General features: G+C 38.5%; 24 protein-coding genes. 22 read left to right on the forward strand and 2 right to left on the reverse strand.

All coding sequences use genetic code 11. The features are described from left to right. The first annotated feature begins 230 nt into the window (after positions 1-230). The 15 genes from G622_RS27145 to G622_RS0113505 all read left to right on the forward strand — a co-directional run bounded on the left by G622_RS27145 (position 231) and on the right by G622_RS0113505 (position 11,633). Complete coding sequence (locus G622_RS27145; RefSeq protein WP_081675320.1) at positions 231-539, forward strand: PspC domain-containing protein; 309 nt, start codon at positions 231-233, stop codon at positions 537-539. Between the two features lie 140 nt (positions 540-679). Further along, the gene (locus G622_RS0113440; RefSeq protein WP_049945855.1) at positions 680-916 is read left to right on the forward strand and encodes a GlsB/YeaQ/YmgE family stress response membrane protein; all 237 of its coding nucleotides are present in this window, start codon (positions 680-682) and stop codon (positions 914-916) included. Between the two features lie 332 nt (positions 917-1,248). Then, on the forward strand, positions 1,249-1,602 hold the full coding sequence (locus tag G622_RS0113445) for an arsenate reductase family protein (RefSeq protein WP_026511139.1): 354 nt from the start codon (positions 1,249-1,251) through the stop codon (positions 1,600-1,602). Positions 1,603-1,648: 46 nt separating this feature from the next. After that, the gene (gene thpR, locus G622_RS0113450) at positions 1,649-2,161 is read left to right on the forward strand and encodes an RNA 2',3'-cyclic phosphodiesterase (RefSeq protein ID WP_026511140.1); all 513 of its coding nucleotides are present in this window, start codon (positions 1,649-1,651) and stop codon (positions 2,159-2,161) included. A gap of 3 nt (positions 2,162-2,164) precedes the next feature. Beyond that, positions 2,165-2,380 (forward strand): hypothetical protein, encoded by a 216-nt coding sequence (locus G622_RS0113455; protein WP_026511141.1) that lies wholly within the window; start codon positions 2,165-2,167, stop codon positions 2,378-2,380. 47 nt (positions 2,381-2,427) lie between these two features. After that, positions 2,428-2,997 carry a DUF6609 family protein gene (locus G622_RS22950; protein WP_044957683.1) on the forward strand — a complete coding sequence of 190 codons (570 nt, stop codon included), beginning with the start codon at positions 2,428-2,430 and terminating at the stop codon, positions 2,995-2,997. Between the two features lie 19 nt (positions 2,998-3,016). Further along, entirely contained in the window at positions 3,017-3,799 is a 783-nt protein-coding gene (locus G622_RS0113465) for a histidine phosphatase family protein (protein WP_026511142.1), read from the forward strand. Positions 3,800-4,012: 213 nt separating this feature from the next. Beyond that, a complete protein-coding gene (locus tag G622_RS0113470; RefSeq protein WP_026511143.1) occupies positions 4,013-4,786 on the forward strand; it encodes a methyltransferase in 774 nt (257 codons plus the stop codon). 65 nt (positions 4,787-4,851) lie between these two features. Beyond that, the gene (locus G622_RS0113475; RefSeq protein WP_026511144.1) at positions 4,852-5,163 is read left to right on the forward strand and encodes a hypothetical protein; all 312 of its coding nucleotides are present in this window, start codon (positions 4,852-4,854) and stop codon (positions 5,161-5,163) included. Positions 5,164-5,501: 338 nt separating this feature from the next. Next, positions 5,502-5,654, forward strand: a complete 153-nt coding sequence (locus tag G622_RS25815; RefSeq protein WP_155831492.1) for a hypothetical protein — start codon at positions 5,502-5,504, stop codon at positions 5,652-5,654. Between the two features lie 478 nt (positions 5,655-6,132). Continuing rightward, positions 6,133-9,378, forward strand: a complete 3,246-nt coding sequence (locus G622_RS24725) for a leucine-rich repeat protein (protein WP_049945856.1) — start codon at positions 6,133-6,135, stop codon at positions 9,376-9,378. 76 nt (positions 9,379-9,454) lie between these two features. Then, complete coding sequence (locus G622_RS0113490) at positions 9,455-9,625, forward strand: hypothetical protein (RefSeq protein WP_026511145.1); 171 nt, start codon at positions 9,455-9,457, stop codon at positions 9,623-9,625. Between the two features lie 317 nt (positions 9,626-9,942). Next, complete coding sequence (locus G622_RS0113495; RefSeq protein WP_026511146.1) at positions 9,943-10,233, forward strand: Nif11-like leader peptide family natural product precursor; 291 nt, start codon at positions 9,943-9,945, stop codon at positions 10,231-10,233. Between the two features lie 109 nt (positions 10,234-10,342). Continuing rightward, positions 10,343-10,687: a PspC domain-containing protein gene (locus tag G622_RS26915; RefSeq protein ID WP_081675322.1), complete on the forward strand. Its 345-nt coding sequence runs from the start codon at positions 10,343-10,345 to the stop codon at positions 10,685-10,687. Positions 10,688-10,703: 16 nt separating this feature from the next. Continuing rightward, positions 10,704-11,633, forward strand: coding sequence for a J domain-containing protein (locus tag G622_RS0113505; protein ID WP_155831493.1), 930 nt, complete (start codon positions 10,704-10,706; stop codon positions 11,631-11,633). Positions 11,634-11,636: 3 nt separating this feature from the next. Here the strand turns inward: G622_RS0113505 and preA are convergent, their stop codons facing one another. Further along, positions 11,637-13,127 carry an NAD-dependent dihydropyrimidine dehydrogenase subunit PreA gene (preA, locus tag G622_RS0113510; protein WP_026511148.1) on the reverse strand — a complete coding sequence of 497 codons (1,491 nt, stop codon included), beginning with the start codon at positions 13,125-13,127 and terminating at the stop codon, positions 11,637-11,639. 398 nt (positions 13,128-13,525) lie between these two features. Here preA and G622_RS0113515 point away from each other — a divergent pair, with 398 nt between their 5' ends. From G622_RS0113515 to G622_RS22975, 5 genes are all read left to right on the forward strand, one after another. Then, positions 13,526-14,002, forward strand: a complete 477-nt coding sequence (locus G622_RS0113515) for a GNAT family N-acetyltransferase (protein WP_026511149.1) — start codon at positions 13,526-13,528, stop codon at positions 14,000-14,002. Positions 14,003-14,687: 685 nt separating this feature from the next. Continuing rightward, positions 14,688-16,391 carry a hypothetical protein gene (locus G622_RS24730; protein ID WP_049945857.1) on the forward strand — a complete coding sequence of 568 codons (1,704 nt, stop codon included), beginning with the start codon at positions 14,688-14,690 and terminating at the stop codon, positions 16,389-16,391. 26 nt (positions 16,392-16,417) lie between these two features. After that, entirely contained in the window at positions 16,418-16,639 is a 222-nt protein-coding gene (locus tag G622_RS22970) for a hypothetical protein (RefSeq protein ID WP_044957684.1), read from the forward strand. Positions 16,640-16,656: 17 nt separating this feature from the next. Next, positions 16,657-17,283: a flavodoxin family protein gene (locus G622_RS0113540; protein ID WP_026511150.1), complete on the forward strand. Its 627-nt coding sequence runs from the start codon at positions 16,657-16,659 to the stop codon at positions 17,281-17,283. A 145-nt stretch (positions 17,284-17,428) separates the two neighbouring features. Then, positions 17,429-17,812, forward strand: a complete 384-nt coding sequence (locus G622_RS22975) for a response regulator (protein WP_049945858.1) — start codon at positions 17,429-17,431, stop codon at positions 17,810-17,812. Positions 17,813-18,042: 230 nt separating this feature from the next. Here G622_RS22975 and G622_RS0113550 read toward each other — a convergent pair whose 3' ends face one another. Continuing rightward, positions 18,043-18,261 carry a hypothetical protein gene (locus G622_RS0113550; RefSeq protein WP_026491417.1) on the reverse strand — a complete coding sequence of 73 codons (219 nt, stop codon included), beginning with the start codon at positions 18,259-18,261 and terminating at the stop codon, positions 18,043-18,045. Between the two features lie 233 nt (positions 18,262-18,494). Between G622_RS0113550 and G622_RS0113555 the strand changes: the two genes are divergently transcribed. Continuing rightward, positions 18,495-19,646 carry an ATP-binding protein gene (locus G622_RS0113555; protein ID WP_044957686.1) on the forward strand — a complete coding sequence of 384 codons (1,152 nt, stop codon included), beginning with the start codon at positions 18,495-18,497 and terminating at the stop codon, positions 19,644-19,646. An 80-nt stretch (positions 19,647-19,726) separates the two neighbouring features. After that, on the forward strand, positions 19,727-21,325 hold the full coding sequence (locus tag G622_RS0113560; protein ID WP_026511152.1) for an ABC transporter substrate-binding protein: 1,599 nt from the start codon (positions 19,727-19,729) through the stop codon (positions 21,323-21,325). The last annotated feature ends 3 nt before the right edge of the window (positions 21,326-21,328 follow it).

Consider the following 21,328-nt stretch of genomic DNA (forward strand, 5'->3'; position numbering starts at 1 on the left):
GTTTTATGAACGGCGCTCCCTTGGCTGATGAAATTTGAATCAGGCAGGGAGCGCTTTTGCGGTTTTGATGATGAATATTTGATATTCAGCTATACAAAGATACCGAAAAGCTACGGTAAAAGAAAAATAGACATATCAATTTTGCAACATAGAGAATTTATGTGAAGACAATTGAGGGTTATATTCGTTATATAAACAAGTAACCGTTGTAGAGAAGTGGGGTATTATTTATGAGTGGAAAGAGATTATACAAAAGTAATGATAAAAAAATCTGCGGTGTATGTGGTGGAATAGCTGAGTATTTTGGAATTGATCCATTTATCGTAAGGCTTATTTGGGGTATCCTGGCATTCGCCTGGGGAACCAGTATAGTAGTATATATATTGCTGGCCTTCATAATGGATGAAGCTCCTGGTTATATCGAATCAGATGAAAACGAACCTGAAGTTCCAAAGGGCATAGAAGAGAAGACAGTTCTTAATGCAGAACCGGTTGGTTTCAGACTTAACAATGGCGTAAAGGAAGAAATCTACCGATGATGTAAAATAAAAAGATTTGAATTGGATATGTAACCTTATATATCTAATAGATCATTGAAATCGATCGCAGGATAACTATTATAAATAGTGGGATAGAAATATCTCATAAAAGTGTGAAAAAGAGATTGGAGGAAATTGATATGTTTGGAATTATTGGTGGACTTATTTTTGGAGCAATTGCAGGTTTCATTGGAAGTAACATCATGAATGAGAAATCCGGGACTATTAAAAATATTATCCTTGGAATTCTTGGTGGTGTAGTTGGTGGATTTGTATTTAAGCTCATAGGATTTACTGCAACAGGACTTATTGGAAGTCTCATCGTATCCAGCGTAGGTGCATGCATATGCATCTGGCTTGGAAGAAAGCTGTTTTAAAGAGGCAACGAGCTGGCGATAGGAGCCGAGGCTATACTGATAGAGCTTTATAAATCATTTTTGCTTGGGCTGGGATATGTTTTAGAAACATCCCGGCTCTATTTGTATATATGAGTGGAGTTATCGTAAACGGCAGATATATCTGACACTTATTACCGCATGGTTTATAATATAGCTATACGATTTTTTGGATATAACCAGTACAAAATATTAGAATTTTTATTATGAGTTTTTAGTGAAACGGACTTAACAAATGATTATCGCTGAGATCAGAACCAGTGAGGAATCAGCATGGCTTAATTGCTGACAGCGGAAAATGGAGGGCGTGGTCTATGGTAAAGATTTATTGTTATTCAAAATGTTCTACTTGTAACAAAGCTCTGAAATGGCTTGATGCTAACGGAATAAAATATGAAAGTCTTGATATAAAGGAGCAGCATCCGGATAAGGATACAGTGAAGGATCTCAACGCCAGGAGTGGTCTTCCTTTAAAGAAATTCTTTAATACCAGCGGAAAGTTATATAGAGAAATGGAGCTGTCTAAGAAGCTTCCGGATATGACTGATGATGAAATGCTGGATCTGCTTGCGTCAGATGGGATGCTTGTAAAGAGACCGCTGCTTATTACGGATAAGACTGTTATTGCAGGCTTTAAAGAGGATGTATGGAAGGAAGCTCTTTTGTAATAAAGAAATTGTATTCATGGTGAGCGGTGTAGGATAAGGAGGCTTTATGCGCCTGTTTATAGCGATAAACTTTGATGAAAACATGACGGATGCTCTTATCGAGATGCAGGATGATCTCATAAGAAGCGGAGTAAGCGGCAATTTCACTCGTGAAGAGAATCTTCACATGACTTTGGTATTTATTGGTGAGAGCGATGAGCCAGAAAAGATAGAGGAAATAATGCGTGATGTGCCTCTTAGATCTTTTACCATAAAAGTGTCAGGAATGATGCGTTTCAAGGACATGATATTCGCCAGCGTTGTAGATAATCCGGATCTTAGTGATTACGTAAAACGGCTTAGACACGCTCTTTCGGATAATGACATCGATTTTGATAAAAAGAAATTCATGTCCCATATAACACTTGTCAGAAGGGCTGGCGGAGTTAAGAATATTCCGATACAGTCTGATGAAATTATCGAGGAGTCAATGAGAGTTAAGGGGATATCATTGATGAAATCAGAGCAGAGTAAACACGGTATGATTTATACAGAGATTGGATATGTGAGGGCATTCTAATATATGTTTTTCAAGAAAAATTCTGAAAAGAAAACTTATGATAAAGAAAATAAAAGGCCTGTGATCAAGGCTAGCATTTGTAATGGGGAAATGGTTGCCGGTTTTCAGGATATACATACCGGAGCTTTTGAGGAAGTTATGCTTGTAAGGGACGATGCAGAAATCAGGGAATTCATGTATCAGTATGGTATTACGGAAAAGATGGAGAAGATTTATTGATTGGGTTTAGAAGCTATTCATGAAGAATTCGCGAGGGAGGTTGAAAAATGGACAAGTTGGAGTTTAATAACAAGAAACAGTGCGGACTGTGGTTAATGTTAGTTGGTGTTGTGATTGTATTATCTGATATTTTTGGTGGTGATTTTTTGATAAATCCTATCGTCTTTTTGGCGGGGTATTATATATGTTTCTTCAGTGTAAATGTAAATAAAAAAGTCAGGAAAAAACTTTCTCAGGGTCCTCTCTCCAAGTTTCAAATAAAAATGATATATGTATCCTTGATAATGCTATTTGTTTTAATGTTTTGCATCGCAGGACCTTTTATTCCGGGATGGAACTGGAGACTAATATGGCTTGGAGTATTTTTGGCGACTGCAATTCATTTTATACCATGGTTTACTATTCATGGCTTTAGTATGCTGGCGCTTGCAATGGTAGATATTATCGTTTGTATCATCGGATACGCATTTCCGGAGGTGTCGATAAAGGTAATCGGATACGTTGATGCAATCACGAAAATAATCTTGGGTACATATTTATTCTTTTTATCAAAGCCGTCTGCATTTGTATTCAGAGGAAAAGCAAAGGACAAAGAACAGCTATGTAAAGAAGGGTAAAGGAGAAGAAAAAAACAGAATGAGACTTTTGTTTATAAGGCATGGAGATCCGGATTACGAAAATGATACTCTTACAGAAAAAGGGATCAGAGAAACGGAATGCCTTGCAGAATATATTAAGGAAATTCATATTGATGAGATTTATCAGTCACCTCTTGGAAGAGCGAAGAAGACCCTGGAAGTTGCACTTCCCAAAACAGATCTGACCATAAACACATTGGAATGGTTGCAGGAATTCCCTGCACAGTTCAATCCGAATTTGTCTTTGGACGCCAGTGCTGCCTATAAGACAGAACTGCAGAAAGATTCTGAGAGCGGATTATTCAAAAGCAGAATCCTCTGGGATATCCTGCCATCGTATTATACTGCTCACCCTGAACTCTTTGACAGAAACGGATGGAAGAATAGCGAACTTGTCAAAAACAGCAATATGGTAGAAGTGTATGAGAATGTTAAACGTGATTTCTTACAGTTTCTGTCAGAACATGGCTATGATAAAGACGGTGATGCTTTCAATGTAGAAAAAGGCAACGGGCAGACGATTGCTTTCTTTTGCCATTTCGGAATTACTTCTGTTCTTATGTCCATTCTGTGGAATATTTCACCATTTATACCGCTTCAGTTTATGGCTATGGCACCAACATCCATAACTGAGATAGTAACAGAAGAACGTGAAAAGGGCATAGCAATTTTCAGGGCACTACGGATAGGCGATATATCACATCTTAATATGGCAGGAGAAACCCCTTCTTTTTCTGCGAGGTTTTGTAAGCAATTTGAAAATGCAGATGAGAGGCACTAATAGACTTCTATATCCATGGAAAGTTTGTTACAATGAAATCTGTGGCATACTGGTAATCAGTAGTCACAAGGAGGTAATCATGAGAACACGAGATAACTACTCGGTGCAGTTTTAATACTGGCAGCAGGTTGTACCGAGGTTAAATATATTTATGCTGTCACATACTGCACCGAACAAATAACTGAATAGATAATTACTTGAAAAGGAGCAGATATGAATACAGAAAGAATAAATGAATTAAGAAAAGAATGGGAAGCTGAGGAGAAGATTGCACATATTCATGGATGGGATTTTTCTCATATCCATGAGAGATATGAAGAGGAAGATGATCTCCCCTGGGATTACAAGAAGATAATTAACGAGTACCGTCTTCCTGATATGAAGTTGCTGGATTTTGATACAGGCGGTGGTGAGTTTTTATTATCCCTTGGACACCCTTATGAGAACACAGTGGCTACTGAAGGATTTCCTCCAAATGTGGAATTATGTAAGGAAACGTTGCTTCCGTTAGGGATAGATTTTAAGCCTTGTGCTGATGAAAAAAATATTCCTTATGCTGATGATTCTTTTGATATATTTATCAACAGACACGGAAGTTTTGATCCGGTGGAAGCACATCGACTGCTTAAGTCTAAAGGGCTTTTCATTACTCAGCAGGTCGGGGGCAAAAACGATAGAGATCTGGTGGAGATGGTTCTTCCGAATACTCCGGAACCCTTTCCTGAGCTGGAGCTGTTCATTCAACGCAAGAGATTTGAGGATGCCGGGTTTGAAATCATCCGTGGTGAAGAAACATTTAAGCCAATAAGATTTTTTGATGTCGGTGCGTTTGTTTGGTTTGCGCACATCATTGAATGGGAGTTTCCGGGATTTTCTGTAGACAAGTGTTTTGATAAACTTCTTAAGATGCAGGAACAGATTGATAAAAACGGATTTGTACAGGGAACTATCCACAGATACCTCATTGTGGCTAGAAAAAAGGATTAATAATGATAGAGCGGTAAGTATAATGCTTGCCGCTTTTACATTTCGTTCAAAAAAGGAAGTGTAAAATGACAGAAAAGCAGATCGAATGGGCAAAGAAACGAGATGAGCTGGTATCAGCAGTAAACAGGCTTGGATTTCCGGAAGAACTTGGAGTGCAGATGGCAAAACAGCTTGGAAGTCCAAAGGCAATGGACAGGATGCTGGCTTATTTGTATAACGTGAAGCCGAAAACAGTTGAGCTTGTTGTGGATGAAATGCTTGCTATATGCAGTGATATAGATGCATGGCATAACAAGAAGGCTGCAGAAGAAGCCAACGCAAAGTATAACGAAATGCTATACTACGGCCTTGGCACTGAGGATAGTGATTTTATTTAATGCTTCGAATTAAAAGTGTGCAACTTGTGTGATGCTTCACTTGATATTATCCAAATAGAGACAGGGAAAACAACTTTAGAAACAGTTGATAGGAGGATGGTATTATGATGAACATCTTAAGAAAAATCAATGAGTGGCTTGACAGCTATTATGAGATTTTTGGAAGAGTATGGTGATTTTAAATGAAATGATCAAAAGTTTTTGTCCATGCCTGCTAAAAGAAAAGTGCAGACGTGAGTTGGACATTTGTTGGACAGCTGGTGATAAAACGATGATATAAGAATTTTTAATATGTCGTTATCACCAGGATGACCAAGGAATGTATGGAGGCATTTACTATGCGTAAGATTTTTGAGAGCTTTATGGAAGAATTTGGTTTATTAGATACTTCAGCTACATATAGAAAGCCTTTTGGCAGGCTGGATGCTTCAGACTATGTCAGGATTGAGGCAGAACTTATAAAATTTGCAGATAATGTCGCTGCAGGCTGATATATATAATGGGTAATATCAAGAATAATCTGTATACAGATTTTGAAGCAGCAGGTCATAAATGAAGGACCGGTGCATAAAAGAGTGAGGAAAATGAAATTTTTATACAGAAAAGTCATTTTTTATATTCTGTTCCTGTAAATATGTCATTCTTAACTCCGATATAAGTATTAGAAAGACAATCATACAGGGAACGAGACAAGCCTCCGGTTTCTGTATGGGGACCTCCCGAGAAAGTCCGAGCTTTCAGAGGATGTAACTGAAAATTGATAGTAAAGAGAATAATTCATTTTAAAACCTCCTCCTATAGAAGCACTATGCTGCAAAGAGGGCCAGATCAAAATAAAAGATCAGGCCTTCTTTTTTTGCCACGGACATGTAAATATTGTCCGCTTTTTCCCCTAAAAAGACATGTAATTTCATTGAAAAATATAGTACAATTATGAAAATTTGGGAGAAACATTTGGGAGGAAAATTTATGTCTAGAGGGAGTAAAAATCTTTTTTTAGCGGTGATCACCGTATTCTTTGTGTTGTTATTCTTTGATGTAAGACCGCTTACTGCGTCAGCAGCTGTTACTTACAAAGATGGGAAAAGTCTTTTCTCAAATAATAGTATCCAGATCAAAATTAAAAGTGCTGGACTTGGGCATAATAGGAATAAAGTTCCCTATTTTGAAAAAGGGTATTTAATGGATTTAGAATTGAAGAATAAGACAAAGAAACCGATTTTTGTAGATTTGTATGCATATAAAATAAATGGAGTTAAGTATTTGTCTTATAATGGGGATTCAATAGTAACATATGATGTAGCACAAACTGTTTCCCTTGGAAGTCAGGAATCCCGCTATATACGGATTGAAAAAGGTGCAACAGTCGTAAGGAGCGTTGCTCTGAATATTAATAGTTTGAGAGTAGGCCATTCTCTTAAGATAAAAAATATTGATGGCGGAGTCAAAATTGTTGATAATACGGGAAAAACTGTCCTGGATCCGAAAAAAAATGGTAAATTTCATGTTGCTCTTGAGGGTGAAGGGGCTAATGATGTATTGTCCTTTGAAAACAGTACAGGAATAAAGTTTGATTCGAAAGATAAAAAGTCAATAAAGGGGTCTGTTGCAATTTCGATTGAAACTATCGGATGTTATGACAACAAAAGATTTAATATGGATTTCAACTATCAGAATACAACTGATAAAGAATATATACTTGAGGGTTGTTTAAGCGATGGTACAAGGATTTTTAATAATTGGATTTCCGCTAATACATTTACAGAATGGCAATATTATTCTTCAAATAATGCCAAATTAGTAGAATACTTGAAAAATCCGAAAGAAATTGATATTACATATAGACTCCTCGATAATAACCGGGTTTTAGTCGCTGAAAAAAAAGCTAAGCTTGATTTAAGAAAAATTTTCTTAAGGCAAAACGGTAATGCCTGTGAAATACGTATCAAGTATTATGAGGGTCAACGAACAACTTATACTTCAGAACCTGTCTACATGGTAGATGGTGTTACATATACTGCTGCTCTATATAAAAGTTACGCTTATGACTCAGATGAGATTACAAATGACAAGATAGTATGGACAAGCAGTGATGAAAATATTGTTAAAATTGATCAAAATGGAAGACTTATATTCACGGGCGTAGAGGGAAGTGTTCTTATTCAGGCGAAATGTCAGACGATGGTCTGTCAAAAAATGTTTACGGTAGAAAAGCCCAAGATGAAAATGGATACGGTTTCAATATATGAAGGGGAAGTAGCAATGCTTAAACCTTATGTATATCCTGTAAATTTATGGACCGAAGGGAGTATAACGTATGAAATTGAAAATGAAAAAGTTGCGTATGAAAGATTCGGAAGAATTCATGGAATATCTGAAGGGACTACAAAAATCAAAGCAACTTGTTATCATAAGGGGGTAGCAACTGGTCTTACTGTTGAGACTTACATTAATGTATTAAAGAAGGAACATCAAAATGTCACTTATAAAGCTGTAGAGGTTAAGAATTACTCTGTACCTGTGGGAGGAAAGGATGTTCAAAAGAACAAATTCAGTCTAAGTCTTGATAGGGTTAAACAGGATAAGGGTAAATTATTATTGTACTTTACAGAGACTAATTTAACTTCCCAAAATGTTAAACAAAGTCAAATAAAAATAACCAGTATAAATGGATTAAAGGTATGGCTTAATTCCCCTTCTGACTATTCGATATCTTTTTCAGATGCCAAGATTAAAATTTTAAAGCCCGGTCAGAGTCGGGAGAGAATGGTAGAACTTGATAGTGAGGTCTTTACACAATTGGGAACTCTGGCAATTAATGAGATTCGTGGAGAGTTTAATAGTGTTTCTGAGGATGGTTACAGAATAGGCATCTGGGATTTTAAAATTAAATGCGGAAATGCTAATGATAGAGCATATGAAAAGAAAATTGCCGGTGGAAAGAAGCTTGATTATAAATTTAAGGATGTAAGTGCTTATGTAACCGGTATAACGAAGCAAACTCCGGATTTGCAGAGCGAAGGTGCCTTTGTAGGGATGTACTATAAAAATAACTCTACGGATAATGTGTATCAGATATTGTCATATCTCGATAAGATAAATGGTGAAATGGTGGATTACAATCTGGTATTTCAGGAAGGTATTTGGGGGACACTAAAACCGGGAGAAAGTATTTTTGGATATTTTTACATTCCTCAGAAGGTGTATGAGAAGTACAAAGGTAACATAGAAAAACTCACAATCAGCACAGCACTAAAGAATGAGGCAGGTGCAATTAAATATAATGGAACCGTTGACATACAAGATTTTTCAAATCTTATGGGGAAAACGGAGATCTTATTTGTGAAAAAAGGTATATCAAAATGCTATGTTGGAGATGATGAATTCGAAGTTCAGATTTGTCAGGAAACAAATGGAAGAGTGATTCCGGGTTGGAAATTGGCATGGACTACATCTGATCCTAATATTGTATCTATACAGCCGGGAGGTTACTTAAAACCTGTTGGAGCAGGTATCGCAGTTATAACGGCAACAGATGATGAGGGGCGCATGGCAGTGATGAAAATCAATGTACAGCCGAAAGTATCAGATGGTAATGATGACAGTCCCAATAATCCGGGAGGAAGTGGGGGTTCTTCTTCGGAATCAGGAAATGGCGGAAGTGGTTCCGGATCAGGAGCAGGCACAGGGAATGGCGGAAGTGGTTCCGGATCAGGAGCAGGCACAGGAAATAGCGGAAATAGTGGAAATAGTTCGCAGACACAAAATAGTGGAAAAGGAGCATCTGTTGAAGCACCTTCAGGAAACAATAAAACTGTAGAATCACCTGATGGTGTGATAGTAAATGGAGCATCTGATAAAACCCTGATTGATAAAAAGACACGTAATGTGTATCTTGTTACTGGCACAAAGACGGTTAAGTTTGTAGCTGCAGGGAATAAAAAAGCAAAAAAGGTTGTCATTCCGGGCAAGGTTAAACTTTCAGGAAAGAAGTATTCAGTAACCGCAATTGGAACAAAAGCCTTTAGCGAAAACAAAAAGCTAAAGAGCATATCAGTTGGCAAAAATGTCAAAGCTGTGGATACTGACGCATTTAAAGGAATCAAAAAGGGTGTAACTATCAGTATCTCAAGCAAGAATAAAAAGGCATACAAGAGTCTTGTTAAAAAGATCAGGAATGTTGGGGGAAAGAAAGCAAAGTTTTCGATGAAGTAAAAAAGGGAGGCTGTGCTTATGGTATCTGTATCAGAACGGAATAAGTTAGCTATAACTAAAGTAAGAAGGAGTAAATATGGAAACCTGGTATTATATAGTCGATAGTATCGACGGCGATTATGCCAATTTAAAAAGAACAGATATAGAATCTGAGGACTTAAAGCTTGTTGCGAGAGCTCTTTTGCCGGAAGGCATTGAGGAGGGCACCCGTTTAAAATATGAGTTCATGCAGTATTCAATCATCTGACATGCAAAGGGGACGGTTCAACAGACTCTCAGGCTATTATAAAACAGCTATAACAATTAACTTCACTCGAAAAACGGGTGGAGTTAATTTTTTAATTTCTGGGAATTCCTATGAAATTCTTATTATCATTTATACTAACAAAATAATTCAAAAATATTTGTTTTCTGAATTTGCAAGGAGGGCTTTATAGATTACAATCGAAATATGAATGAAATAGAGGAGGAACCATCATGACGAAGTCATGATTCGGAATGGTTCCGACCGATAGGGCAGGATTACGAAGTAATCGTGCCAATACACAAGAGGAGGACATGGCGATGGAGATTACTGAAAAACTTGATGAATTGTTGGCAAAAGCATCTGCTGATCACGTACTTAGGGATAAGCTGCTGGGAACAAGGAATTCTGAAAATCCTCTGTCAGATTTTTGCAAAATAGCTACTGATAATGGCTTTCCAATGTCTGTAATGGATATGGTTAACCAGGGCGAGGAATTTTATGCAGAAATAAAAAGAAGTACCAATGGCGGAGGGGAGAATTCTCCTGATCTTGATTTTCAGAATGATGAGTATTCTATTTTTATGATGAGACTTGAGGGATTTGAGTGATTAAGAGCCCGGTAGTCCATGAACGAAGTGAATGGGCAATGATTTTGGTACTACAGGACCTGGGCAGATAAAAATTTTTTCTAAAGGAGAGCAAAAGAGGACAATATTTATGAATGGAAAGAAACTTTATAAAAGTCATGATAAAAAGTTGTTTGGTGTATGCGGCGGTATAGCCGAGTATTTCGGAATAGATCCGACACTGGTTCGAATTGGTGTGGGACTTGCTGTGCTTTTTACCGGAGTTGGTATCCCGGCATACATAATAGCTGCGCTTGTTATGGAGGATGATCCAAAATATTTAGAGGATAAGTCCTATGATAATAATAATGACAGTGACGATATCATAGACGGAACAGCTGTTATCAAGGATGTTGAACCTATAGAGTATCAGCAGACGCAGCAGTATGACACAGATGAGCCTGTTGGATTCGACCCTTTTAACAGAAACAACTAATGGAGTATAGGATAATGTGAGGTCACTTCATATTATCCGGGAGATGGCAGTGACACTTAAGGAAGCATATAAGATACTCGGAGTATCACAGGAAAACACTGATAGAGAAATTAAAGCCAGGTATAAAAAACTCCTCATTATGTATCATCCCGATTCTGATCCTGCAGGAAAAAGAGAGTCAAAAGACGATGAAATGATCAGACGGGTTATCGAGGCTTACCGGAAAATTCGGGAATCCGAAGGCGAGCCGGTCCATGATACATATGAGTTTACTTGGGATGCCTTCGAGAACAGGGCTGCATTTTCGGAGAGAAATATTTTTTTCCAATTCAGGATATATGATGAAGCTCTTCCGCCATCAAAAATGGCAAGAGGCAGGTTTGTCTGGGACCCGGACATGGAGGAATTTTCCATGTTTACGAAAAGCGTCCTGGAAGCCTGCAAAGATGTCATGACAGATCACGACATAATTCTAACACCGGAAAAGGTTAAGAATATCTTTCATCTAATGATGCAGGAGTATGTACTTCCTGCAGACGCCGCAAGGAAGCTGGGCAAGAAGGTCCGCGAGGATGAGGATAAAGAGGTTTACTTATTCTATGGTTTTATAAAAGAAGAACCTCTTGCAGGACGGGGAGTATCGAAACAGATAAATAATGAACCTCTTAATCTTTTTCTGCGAGATGACAGAGCTGTGGCAGAAGAGATGGTTTCAGGGAAAGTGCTCGGGAGTGTATCCTTCGACGAAGATGAGCTGTATTACATAGTACTTCCACTTCTGGAAGATCCTGCAGTAAATGCGCACGCAGTCATAACAAGGGTGGAAAACAGCCAAAGAAACAAGAGACGGATGCATGTAGAAATTGAACTGACAATTCCAAAGAACCTTGTGGATACACCCGTCTCAAATGCACGAATTATAAAAGAATGGATTGGTAGGGTATAGCTTTTATCTGCTTATTCTTTTACGGGAGGGACTAATGGCATCCTGTGGACATACCAAAAGGCATAAATGGCATCCAACACACTTTGAGCCATCAAGCTTTGGAATTCTGTTTTCAAAGCGGATTGCCTGGTGACCTCCGTCATTGCAGGATATTATGCATCTGCCACAGCCGATGCATTTATCATTATCAAATTTAGGGAAAAGGATGGTATCTCTTTCAAGTACATCCGTTGTGTCGCTGACAGAGTCCAGTCCTGCGCCTACTATATCTTTTACGGATTTGATTCCCATTTGTGCAAGATAGTAATTGAGACCTGATTTCAGATCATCAATTATTCTGTAACCGTACTGCATTACTGCCGTTGTTACCTGCAAGGATCCGGAGCCCATAAGTATAAACTCCAGTCCATCTCTCCAGGTCTCAATTCCACCCATTCCGGATATGTGTTTTCCTTTCATATCAGGATGCAGTCCCAGCTCGGATATAAAACGAAGAGCAATCGGTTTTACTGCATTCCCGCTATAACCACCTACAGCAGACTTACCTTTTACGGCAGGCGCAGACACAAAGGTAAATGGACTTATGTCGACTATGCTCTTGATAGTATTTATGGCAGCTATTCCATCCGCACCTCCGCGAATTGCAGCTTCGGCAGAAGGAGACATAGCAGCTACATTTGGAGTGAGCTTTGCAAGTACGGGGAGCTTTGTTCCGCTTTTGGCAGCTCTGGTGAAACGTTCCACAAGCTCAGGCACCTGGCCTATATCTGAACCCAGGCCATCCTCCTGCATGTTTGGACAGGAAAAGTTAAGTTCAATGGCATCAGCACCATTTTCTTCGCAGATTCTGGCTAAATCGCCCCACTCTTTTTCGTTTTGTCCCATTATGGAGGCAAGGATAAATTTAGAAGGGTAATTCTGCTTGAGTTTTCTGAAAATTCCCATGTTTTCTGCAAGGCTGTGGTCAGATAACTGCTCAATATTTTTAAACCCCTGCAGAGTTCCGTTATCACCTTTTATCGCTGAAAAGCGTGGAGATGCTTCATGGATATCCAGATTACATATAGTCTTAAAGCAGGCACCTGCCCATCCGGCTTCAAAAGCTCTTGCGCACATATCGTAGGTTGATGCTACTACAGAAGATGATAAAAGGAAGGGATTTTCAAGAGGTATGCCGCAAAGATCGCATTTTAACCGATCCTCATCAGAGGGGATATCAGTCTCCGCCATAGGTCTTACTTCCTCATAAAGCTTCGTCATTAGTGCCTTTATCGGAAGACCTTCACTACGTAGGCAACTTTTTTCACATGGGGCATCACATCCCATGCAGGGAGTGCCTTCAGGAAGCCTTAGAGATGCCACATCCTCATTGTTAAACCAAATGCTGCGAAGCGCCATTGATGGATCAAACTTTGGACATACTTTGCAGGGTGCATCCTTACAGAGCATGCAATTTAACATATCTTTACGTTTTATAATATTCTTTGGAAGCATAGCATTACCTCTATTTCGAAGATGACAAAAGATGTTACGATTGATGTAGTTGCTTTTATATTTATCGACAAAAGTACATAGATATGATTTGTAATCTAAAAGTCTAAAGAGGTCAATGAGGTGATCGACGTCTGATGACAATGTGGTTAAATCAAATTAAAGTAAGCATATAGAAGAGTTAAAATAGAACAGTACACGAATAATTATACAATATTTAATTACTCTGCTATCCAAGCCAATTGCTAAAAAGTTATAAAAAAAGCCTAAAATGTTAATGGCTCAACGCAACAAGTTCGCGAATGGACTGATAGGGGGGCTTTGGGTTAAGGCCGCAGAGGGAGTCACAATAGAGCAAGTACGTGAATGGACTGATTCATAAGGGAAGGAAGAGAATTTAAGTGTACAATTTCAGAATTTTGAACAAAGCTGATGATAAGGCTTTGGCTGCAATTATCAGATCTAATCTAAAGAATCATAAGCTTGATATTCCGGGAACTGTTTATTTTGATGATGGACTGGATCACCTCAGTGAATTCTATGGGACAGAAGATAAGAAATACTATGTTCTTGAGGATGAAAAAGGAAATCTTGTGGGTGGTATAGGCTATGCAAAATTCCCACCAATGGAGGATACTGCAGAACTTCAGAAATTATATCTTGCTGATTCAGCTAAGGGAGAAGGGCTGGGGTATAAAATGATATCGTATGTAGAAGAAAGAATGAAGGAATACGGATTTAGAAAATCCTATCTTGAAACCCATGATAACCTTCAGGCAGCAATTCACATATACCAAAAGAGTGGATATAAAGAAATAGAGCGGCCAAAGGAAGTTGTGCACAGTGCAATGAACAGGTTTTTTCTAAAAGATATGTGACGCAACGTATCTGACTCTCTGAGGGGTGAGGAATGGCGGAAGTCCAATTCGAGTGAGTATCAGGTTAAGTGTGTAAGTTTACTAGTGCTGCTGTCATTAAATACCTCGACTTATTTGATGACAGTAGCACTAGCTTTATCAAAATCATAGGTAGGAATGACCGAAAATAAAAACTGCATCTCATCCGAGGTGCAGTTTTCTCAATAAAGCCTTTTGTTTTTTGATGTAAATAATTTTGATTACTTGTTTTCGTTGTTTGAGTTTTCTCTTCTTCTTTTGATTGTAAGTGCCCCAACACCAATCACAAGAACAGCAATAGCTACAATCGCTGCATCCATACCTTTCTCCTCCTACTTTTTTTATATATAGTTTCTTTCTTGGATAAATCATAGCATATGGAAACTTTATAAATCCACATAAATTAAATTTGTTAAAATATTTTTGAATAAAGTTTTTTATCCTGATTCCTTAAGGTGAATCAGGTCAAGAAAAATGTTAAGACTTTTGAAAACTAACAAGAGGGAGTGCCGATAAATCCTGGGTTTGCCAGACTGTGCCAATCATAGAAGGGGGATATTATCCAACATGAATATTGATTGCCTGAAGAAAAGAAATATTCTATGGTATAATTCAGAAAAGGAAACTATTGTCAATTTTCTTATATATTGAGGGGGCTTATATATTTATGAGGAAGATAAAAGTTATTAAGAGAGCGGGAAGACTCTCAAGTGTTCTATTATGTGCAATTCTTATGATGGGATGTTCAAATTCTTCCGCTAATGTGACGACCGCATCCGGGGCATCAGGTACGTTTGATTTATCTGAAAATCCGGAGAATGGCGATGATATAGCAGATGGTGGAGGTGCTACTTCAAAGAGTGAAGGAGCTGACGAAAGCGAAGAAGATACAAATAGCAATGATGCTGCCGGAAGCAAAGGAGATACAAATAGCAATGATGCTGCCGAAAGCAAAGATGATATAAATAGCAATGATGTTACAGAAAGTGAAAATACTACTGGTAGTTCCAATAATAATTTAGCATCTAAGGATCCGTCTAAGATGGTCGAACACATTAAGCCGGAAGCTATTGCATATTTTGATACAACCTATGGTGATTATGTGAAGGCAGGTGGTGGCGAAGCAGAATTTCTGCACGCAGGAAGATACCTCGCACCATGCACTGATCTTGATGCCGGAGTGGTTTATGTTGGTACCTGGAATGATGATACTTTTGACTATCCACTGAATGATGATGCGACTTTTTTAAGATTGGAAGGAGGTTTATCATCGTTTTTCACAGGCTCCATAGTTGAGATGCCGGCAGACGTATTTCTGGATTGTCTTGGAAATGAATATACGGTTACAGCTGAATATAGGGAAAGCGCAGGAACTGCCTATTATGTGTCAGCGGATGAATTTCTACATATAGAGCTTACGGCTAAGGATGATAAAAATGCTGATGCTGTTTTGGAAATTGACTGCCGGAAAGGTGAAACAATCACTCCTGAATCATACAGCTGGCTTATGAAACGTGAAAAAATCAATCTTTTTTCTGAGATACCTGCCGATTTTTCATTTACAAGTGGTGCAGGTGCATGGAGTACGGATATAGTGATCTCGGAGGATGGCTCTTTTAAGGGACAATATTATGATGCTGATATGGGGGTTATTGGAGAAGGGTATCCGAATGGAACGCTTTATATATGTAATTTCTCAGGAAAGTTCTCGGATCCTGAGCCTACGGATAAAGAAAACATTTACTCGACAAAGCTCCTTGAATTAAATATAGAAGACAAGGATAAAATCGGAACAGAGGAAATTGTCGATGATACCTTATATGTGTACTCAAGTCCCTATGGGTTCGAGGATGCAGATGATTTCCTGATATATACTCCGGGGGCTGATATGTCTGAAATGTCAGAAGCTTGTCAGTCATGGATATTCTTAAGCAGAGATATTTTCAGTGAAGTACCTGCAGACTATTATGTAATTTATAACGTTGGCGGAGAAGAAGCATTTACAGGGGTAAACGAGGACTCCTTATGGTATAGCAAATTTTCTTATGAATATAAAGATGCGAGTGTCAAGTTCAGTCCTTCCTATTATATGGGAAGTTATCTCAATTTCTTTGACGGAAAAGATTCTCCTGCAGCGCTGGCATTAAGCGTTCCGTGGGATGGAGTTAATTCAAACACTATGGAGGCCAAGAAGAATTGGTCTGATGACATGGAGTTTTTCAATGTGACGATAGAGAAAGTTGAGGATGGTTCTGAAAATACAAAATATAAAGTAACGGTGCAAAGTGCGCTGGAAGAGAAGTTTGATTTCTCTGCCTGGGGCAGCAGTACACCCGGGGAGTTCAGCGCAGTGTTTGAAAAAATAAAATGATTAAATAGGTAAGGAGGCAAATGCCTATGAAATCAATATTGATCAAAGATACAACTAAAGAAGAACGGGAACAGATAATAAAGAACTCACTGGATTGCGGAGGCGGCTGTGAGAACTGTTCTTCATGCTGGCTTGGCGGAGGCAGCCCATGGGATATTTATCAGGATTATATCGATGGCAGAAAAGAAATCCGTGAAATAAATTTGGAGTATATGGAGAAGTACCGTCAGGACAGGCAGATTCATTAGAAACGTGGAGGTTTTTTATGTCAAAGGTTTTAATATTAAATGGCAGTCCGAAGGCAAACGGCTGCACAGCTACAGCGCTTGATGAGATGATTAAGATTTTTCACGAAGAGGGCGTTGAGACAGAGATTATTCAGGTTGGAAACAAAGATATCCGCGGCTGTGTTGCCTGTGGATATTGCAGCAAGAATGGAAAATGTGTAGTAGATGATCTTGTGAATGAGGTTGCAAAAAAGTTTGAGGAAGCGGACGGACTTGTGGTTGGAAGCCCTGTTTACTATGCTTCTCCCAATGGAACAATCCTTTCATTTATGGACAGATTGTTCTACAGCACTTCATTTTCAAAAAATCTTAAGGTAGGTGCTGCGGTTGTCAGCTGCAGAAGAGGTGGAAATACCGCAGCTTTTGACGCTCTGAACAAATATTTCACTATAAGTGGAATGCCTTTAGCCACAAGCACCTATTGGAATCAGGTTCACGGATTTACTGCTGAGGATGTAAAGAAGGATCTTGAGGGACTTCAGACAATGAGAAATCTCGCAAGAAATATGACCTTTATGATGAAGGCTATCGCTGATGCTAAGGAGAAATACGGAGAACCTTTGATAGAAAGGGATGCATTTACAAGTTTTCCTGATGGAAAATGATAGGTTTTATCTTTTTCGTAACAGACGATTAAGAATTATTAAAAAAACGTAAAAAAATTCATTTTCTATTGAATAGTATCTTTTTATGAATTTATAATGATTTTAAGGAATAATATCTGTTCAAATTATCGTTGGGGAGGTATTTATGTTTGATAAGAAGATACTGATAGTTGATGATGATCCAACTATTCTTATGACGCTTGAAAGAATTCTGTCAAATGAATACAGTGTTTTAAGTGCTTCATCAGGACAAGAGGGTATTGAGCTGTATGAGAGACATAGACCTGATATTATCCTCTGTGATTATCTTATGCCGCAGATGACAGGATTTGAAATGATGGATATCCTGCATGAACGCTTCGGAAGAGCAATATTTGTAATCTTCATGACAGGTAATGAGCAGGATGAGACGGAATTAGAGGTTTATAAGCATGGAGCACTGGAATTCATGAGAAAACCAATAAAAGCTTCAGATCTTCTAAAGACAATTTCAGCCTGCATCGAGAGAGTTAATTCTTTGAAAATGTAAAAATAATAAATATTGTCATGTTACTACCGGGTATATAAGTGTCTTGCTTATATACCCGTTTTTTCGGTTTGGGGTTGATTTTTTTGAATATCGTATTATATTGTAAGCGACATTAGTAATTACCAGGTGCCGTTTGCGACGGAAGAATTTCACAAGCGAAATTCTTATTTGGGCAGAGCAAAAAAATGGAGCCTTCATAGTGAAGACTCCGTCATATACATAATTCAATTTTATTTTACAACCTGGAAATCCTTGTTCCAAATAAACTCTAATCCGTCAAAGAGATAGGTAAGCTTTCCATCAGGATAAAGGCTGATGAATTTACTTGTAATATCGGACGGGTTATCCTTGGAATTGTAGAAGACACCACCGATATCATTGTATCCCTGCTTGTCATAAACGAAACCGTCAATAGTGATTCTTGAAGGAAAAAGTGCTAAATCTGGCATATTAGGACTCCTTTAATAAAACTGGAATAATTTAATTTATTTACGCATGATATTTTAGCACGAAGCGGATGAAATGTTTTTTAAGAAATTCTTAATTTTTTTTCCGCCGGTTGACAGCGATAATAATAAAGGATATCTTTCGGTCAGTAGATATAGGATTTCGAACGATTTTCATCGTTATTGTTCGGAAAGTCACCCCATCAGGAATATGTAGTATTTATAAGGAAATTAAAATGAAGGAAATATCATTAAAAGAACTTGAGAAGCTTAACAGAGATTCCTATGAGCTTATAGATATAAGAGAGGAATCAGTCAGAGATTACGGGATCATCCCCGGAGCAGTAGCGATTTCTCTCGATGATTCATTAGAGGAAGCAGCTAAGCAGATATCTGAGATCCCTATGGAAAAGACTTTGGTTTTTTACTGTGATTTTGGAAGAAAGACCCGTTATATTGATGACGAAGAATTAGACTTTTTAAAAGAAAGAACTTCATTCAGCCTTGAGGGCGGATATACAGGCTATGTGTGTGCCAAGGCTGCGGATTCTTCTGATATGGAAGAAAGACACCATAAGGCGGAGCTGAGTATACGAAAGAAGTATCATAAGCAGCTTTTCTCTCCTTTTGCAAAGGCATGTAAAACATACCACCTCATAGAGGAAGGAGACCATATTGCGGTTTGTATTTCGGGAGGAAAAGATTCAATGCTTATGGCGAAGCTTTTCCAGGAGATTCAAAAGCACAGACAGGTTAAGTTCGATCTGACATTCCTTGTGATGGATCCCGGATATAATAAGGAAAACAGAGCGCTTATCGAGAGTAATGCAAAGACACTGGGAATCCCGATAACAATATTTGAGAGCGATATCTTTGACGCAGTTGATACTGTTGAGAATAATCCCTGTTATCTCTGCGCAAGAATGAGAAGAGGCTTTTTATACAGCAAGGCGAAGGAGCTTGGTTGTAACAAAATAGCCCTGGGACATCATTACGATGACGTTATTGAGACGATCCTTATGGGCATGCTTTACGGAGCACAGATCCAGACAATGATGCCCAAGCTTCACAGCACTAATTTCGAGGGAATGGAGCTTATAAGACCTCTTTATCTTGTAAGAGAGTGTGATATATGTGCATGGCGTGACTATAATGATCTTCACTTTTTGCAGTGTGCATGTCACTTCACCGAGACCTGCTCTACCTGCCATGAGGACGGAACAACAGCTTCAAAACGTCTAGAGACAAAGAAGCTGATCGCCAGGTTAAAAGAGGAAAATCCATTTGTTGAAGCTAACATTTTCAGAAGTGTTGAAAATGTAAATATAGATACTGTTATCGGCTATAAGAAAAAGGGTGTAAGGCATAACTTCCTGGATGAATATTGATACCCCCCGGGGGGCTTAAATAAATTTTTTCTTAATGATATAATCCTAAATCGCAGAAAATAAAAAAGCGGAGGATAATTATGAGAAAATTTAATAAGTTATTTGCGCTTGCGATGGCAACAACCATGGCTTTTTCAGCTGCAGGATGTGGCAATAGTGCTAAAGAGAGCAGCGAGAGTACAGTAGAATCAAATGAAGCTACAGAGCAGGAAGAAGTAGTAGAAGCTTCAGATGAAGAAGAAAAGACATCAGATGGTGACAATATTCTTCGTACGGCTGCATCATTTGCGTATCCGAGTCTTGACGTTCATAAAGAATACTATGGCTGGTACACTTCAATATATGGTCTTTCAGAGGCACTTTTTAAGCTTGATGAGACAAGTACTGCTGTTCCGTGTCTTGCCAAGGATGCAGTTTCAGATGGCACAACATGGACGATCACACTTAAGGATAATGTTAAGTTTTCCAATGGTGAACCACTTACAGCTGAGATGGTAATAAAAAACATCCAGAGAGTTGCAGAGATAAACGGAAGATTCGATATTTTCGGTACATTTTCCTATGAAGCACCGGATGATAAGACAATTGTAGTAAATACAGGTGACGAGGTTTATCCCACACTTAAGAGCGACCTGGCAAGCCCTGAATTCGGTATCATCGATCTTGAAAACACAACTGATTTTGATAATGATCCTATTTGTACCGGACCTTTTGTTATCACTGAGTTTGTTCCTGAAGGTGATGTAAAGGTTGCAAAAAATGAAAACTACTGGGGCGGAGATGTTAATCTCGATGGAGCGGTTTTCTATTATATGCAGGAGGATGATCCGAAGCTTCTTGCAATGCAGAGTGGAGAAATCGATTGCTACAACAGCGTATCATCAGCAGCTCTTGAGGTTTACAAGCAGGAGCCTGATAAATACAATGTGGTTTCCGTTGAAGGAACTAGACTTCAGTTCTATATCCTCAATGAGAACACAATGGACGGTGCGGTAAGAGCAGCGGTAAATCTCACTATAGACAAGGAAGCTATTGCTTCATATCTTGAAGGAACAGTAACAGCTGCAACAGCACCTTTCCCGAGTTCAGCTGCCTACAGCAAGGTTTCAATCCCTGCAGTAGATACAGAAAAAGCAAAAGCTCTTCTTGAGGAAGATGGATACACATTAAATGCTGATGGTATCTATGAAAAAGACGGACAGCCCATAAAGCTTAACATTGCTTATTATGCAGCACGTTCCCTTGATACTCTTGCAATCCTTATGCAGGAACAGCTTAAGGCAGTGGGAATAGATTCTTATCTCACAGTTGAGGAAGATCCTGATTCAACATACATTGCAAACGCTGATTTTGACCTTGCTCTGTATTGCATGATTTCAGATAAATGCGGTGATCCGCTCTACTTTATTGATTCAACACTGGCAGACGGTGCATATTACAATGTGGCTGGCTTTAAGAATGATGAATGTCAGAAGATGATCGAGGAGCTCCGCATTGAAACTGATTCTGCAAAGAGAGCAGAGCTTGCTAACAAGATCATTCAGATAGCAATTGATGATAATGCCTTCGGATATGTAGGACTGTTTAACCATACAACTGTCATGAAGCCCGGAGTAAGCGGATTTGCAGAAAATATTCCTTTCGATTTTTATGGAATAGATGCTAATACCACAAAATAAATA

The sequence above is a fragment of the Butyrivibrio sp. LC3010 genome (assembly GCF_000424385.1).
Taxonomy (GTDB): domain Bacteria; phylum Bacillota; class Clostridia; order Lachnospirales; family Lachnospiraceae; genus Butyrivibrio.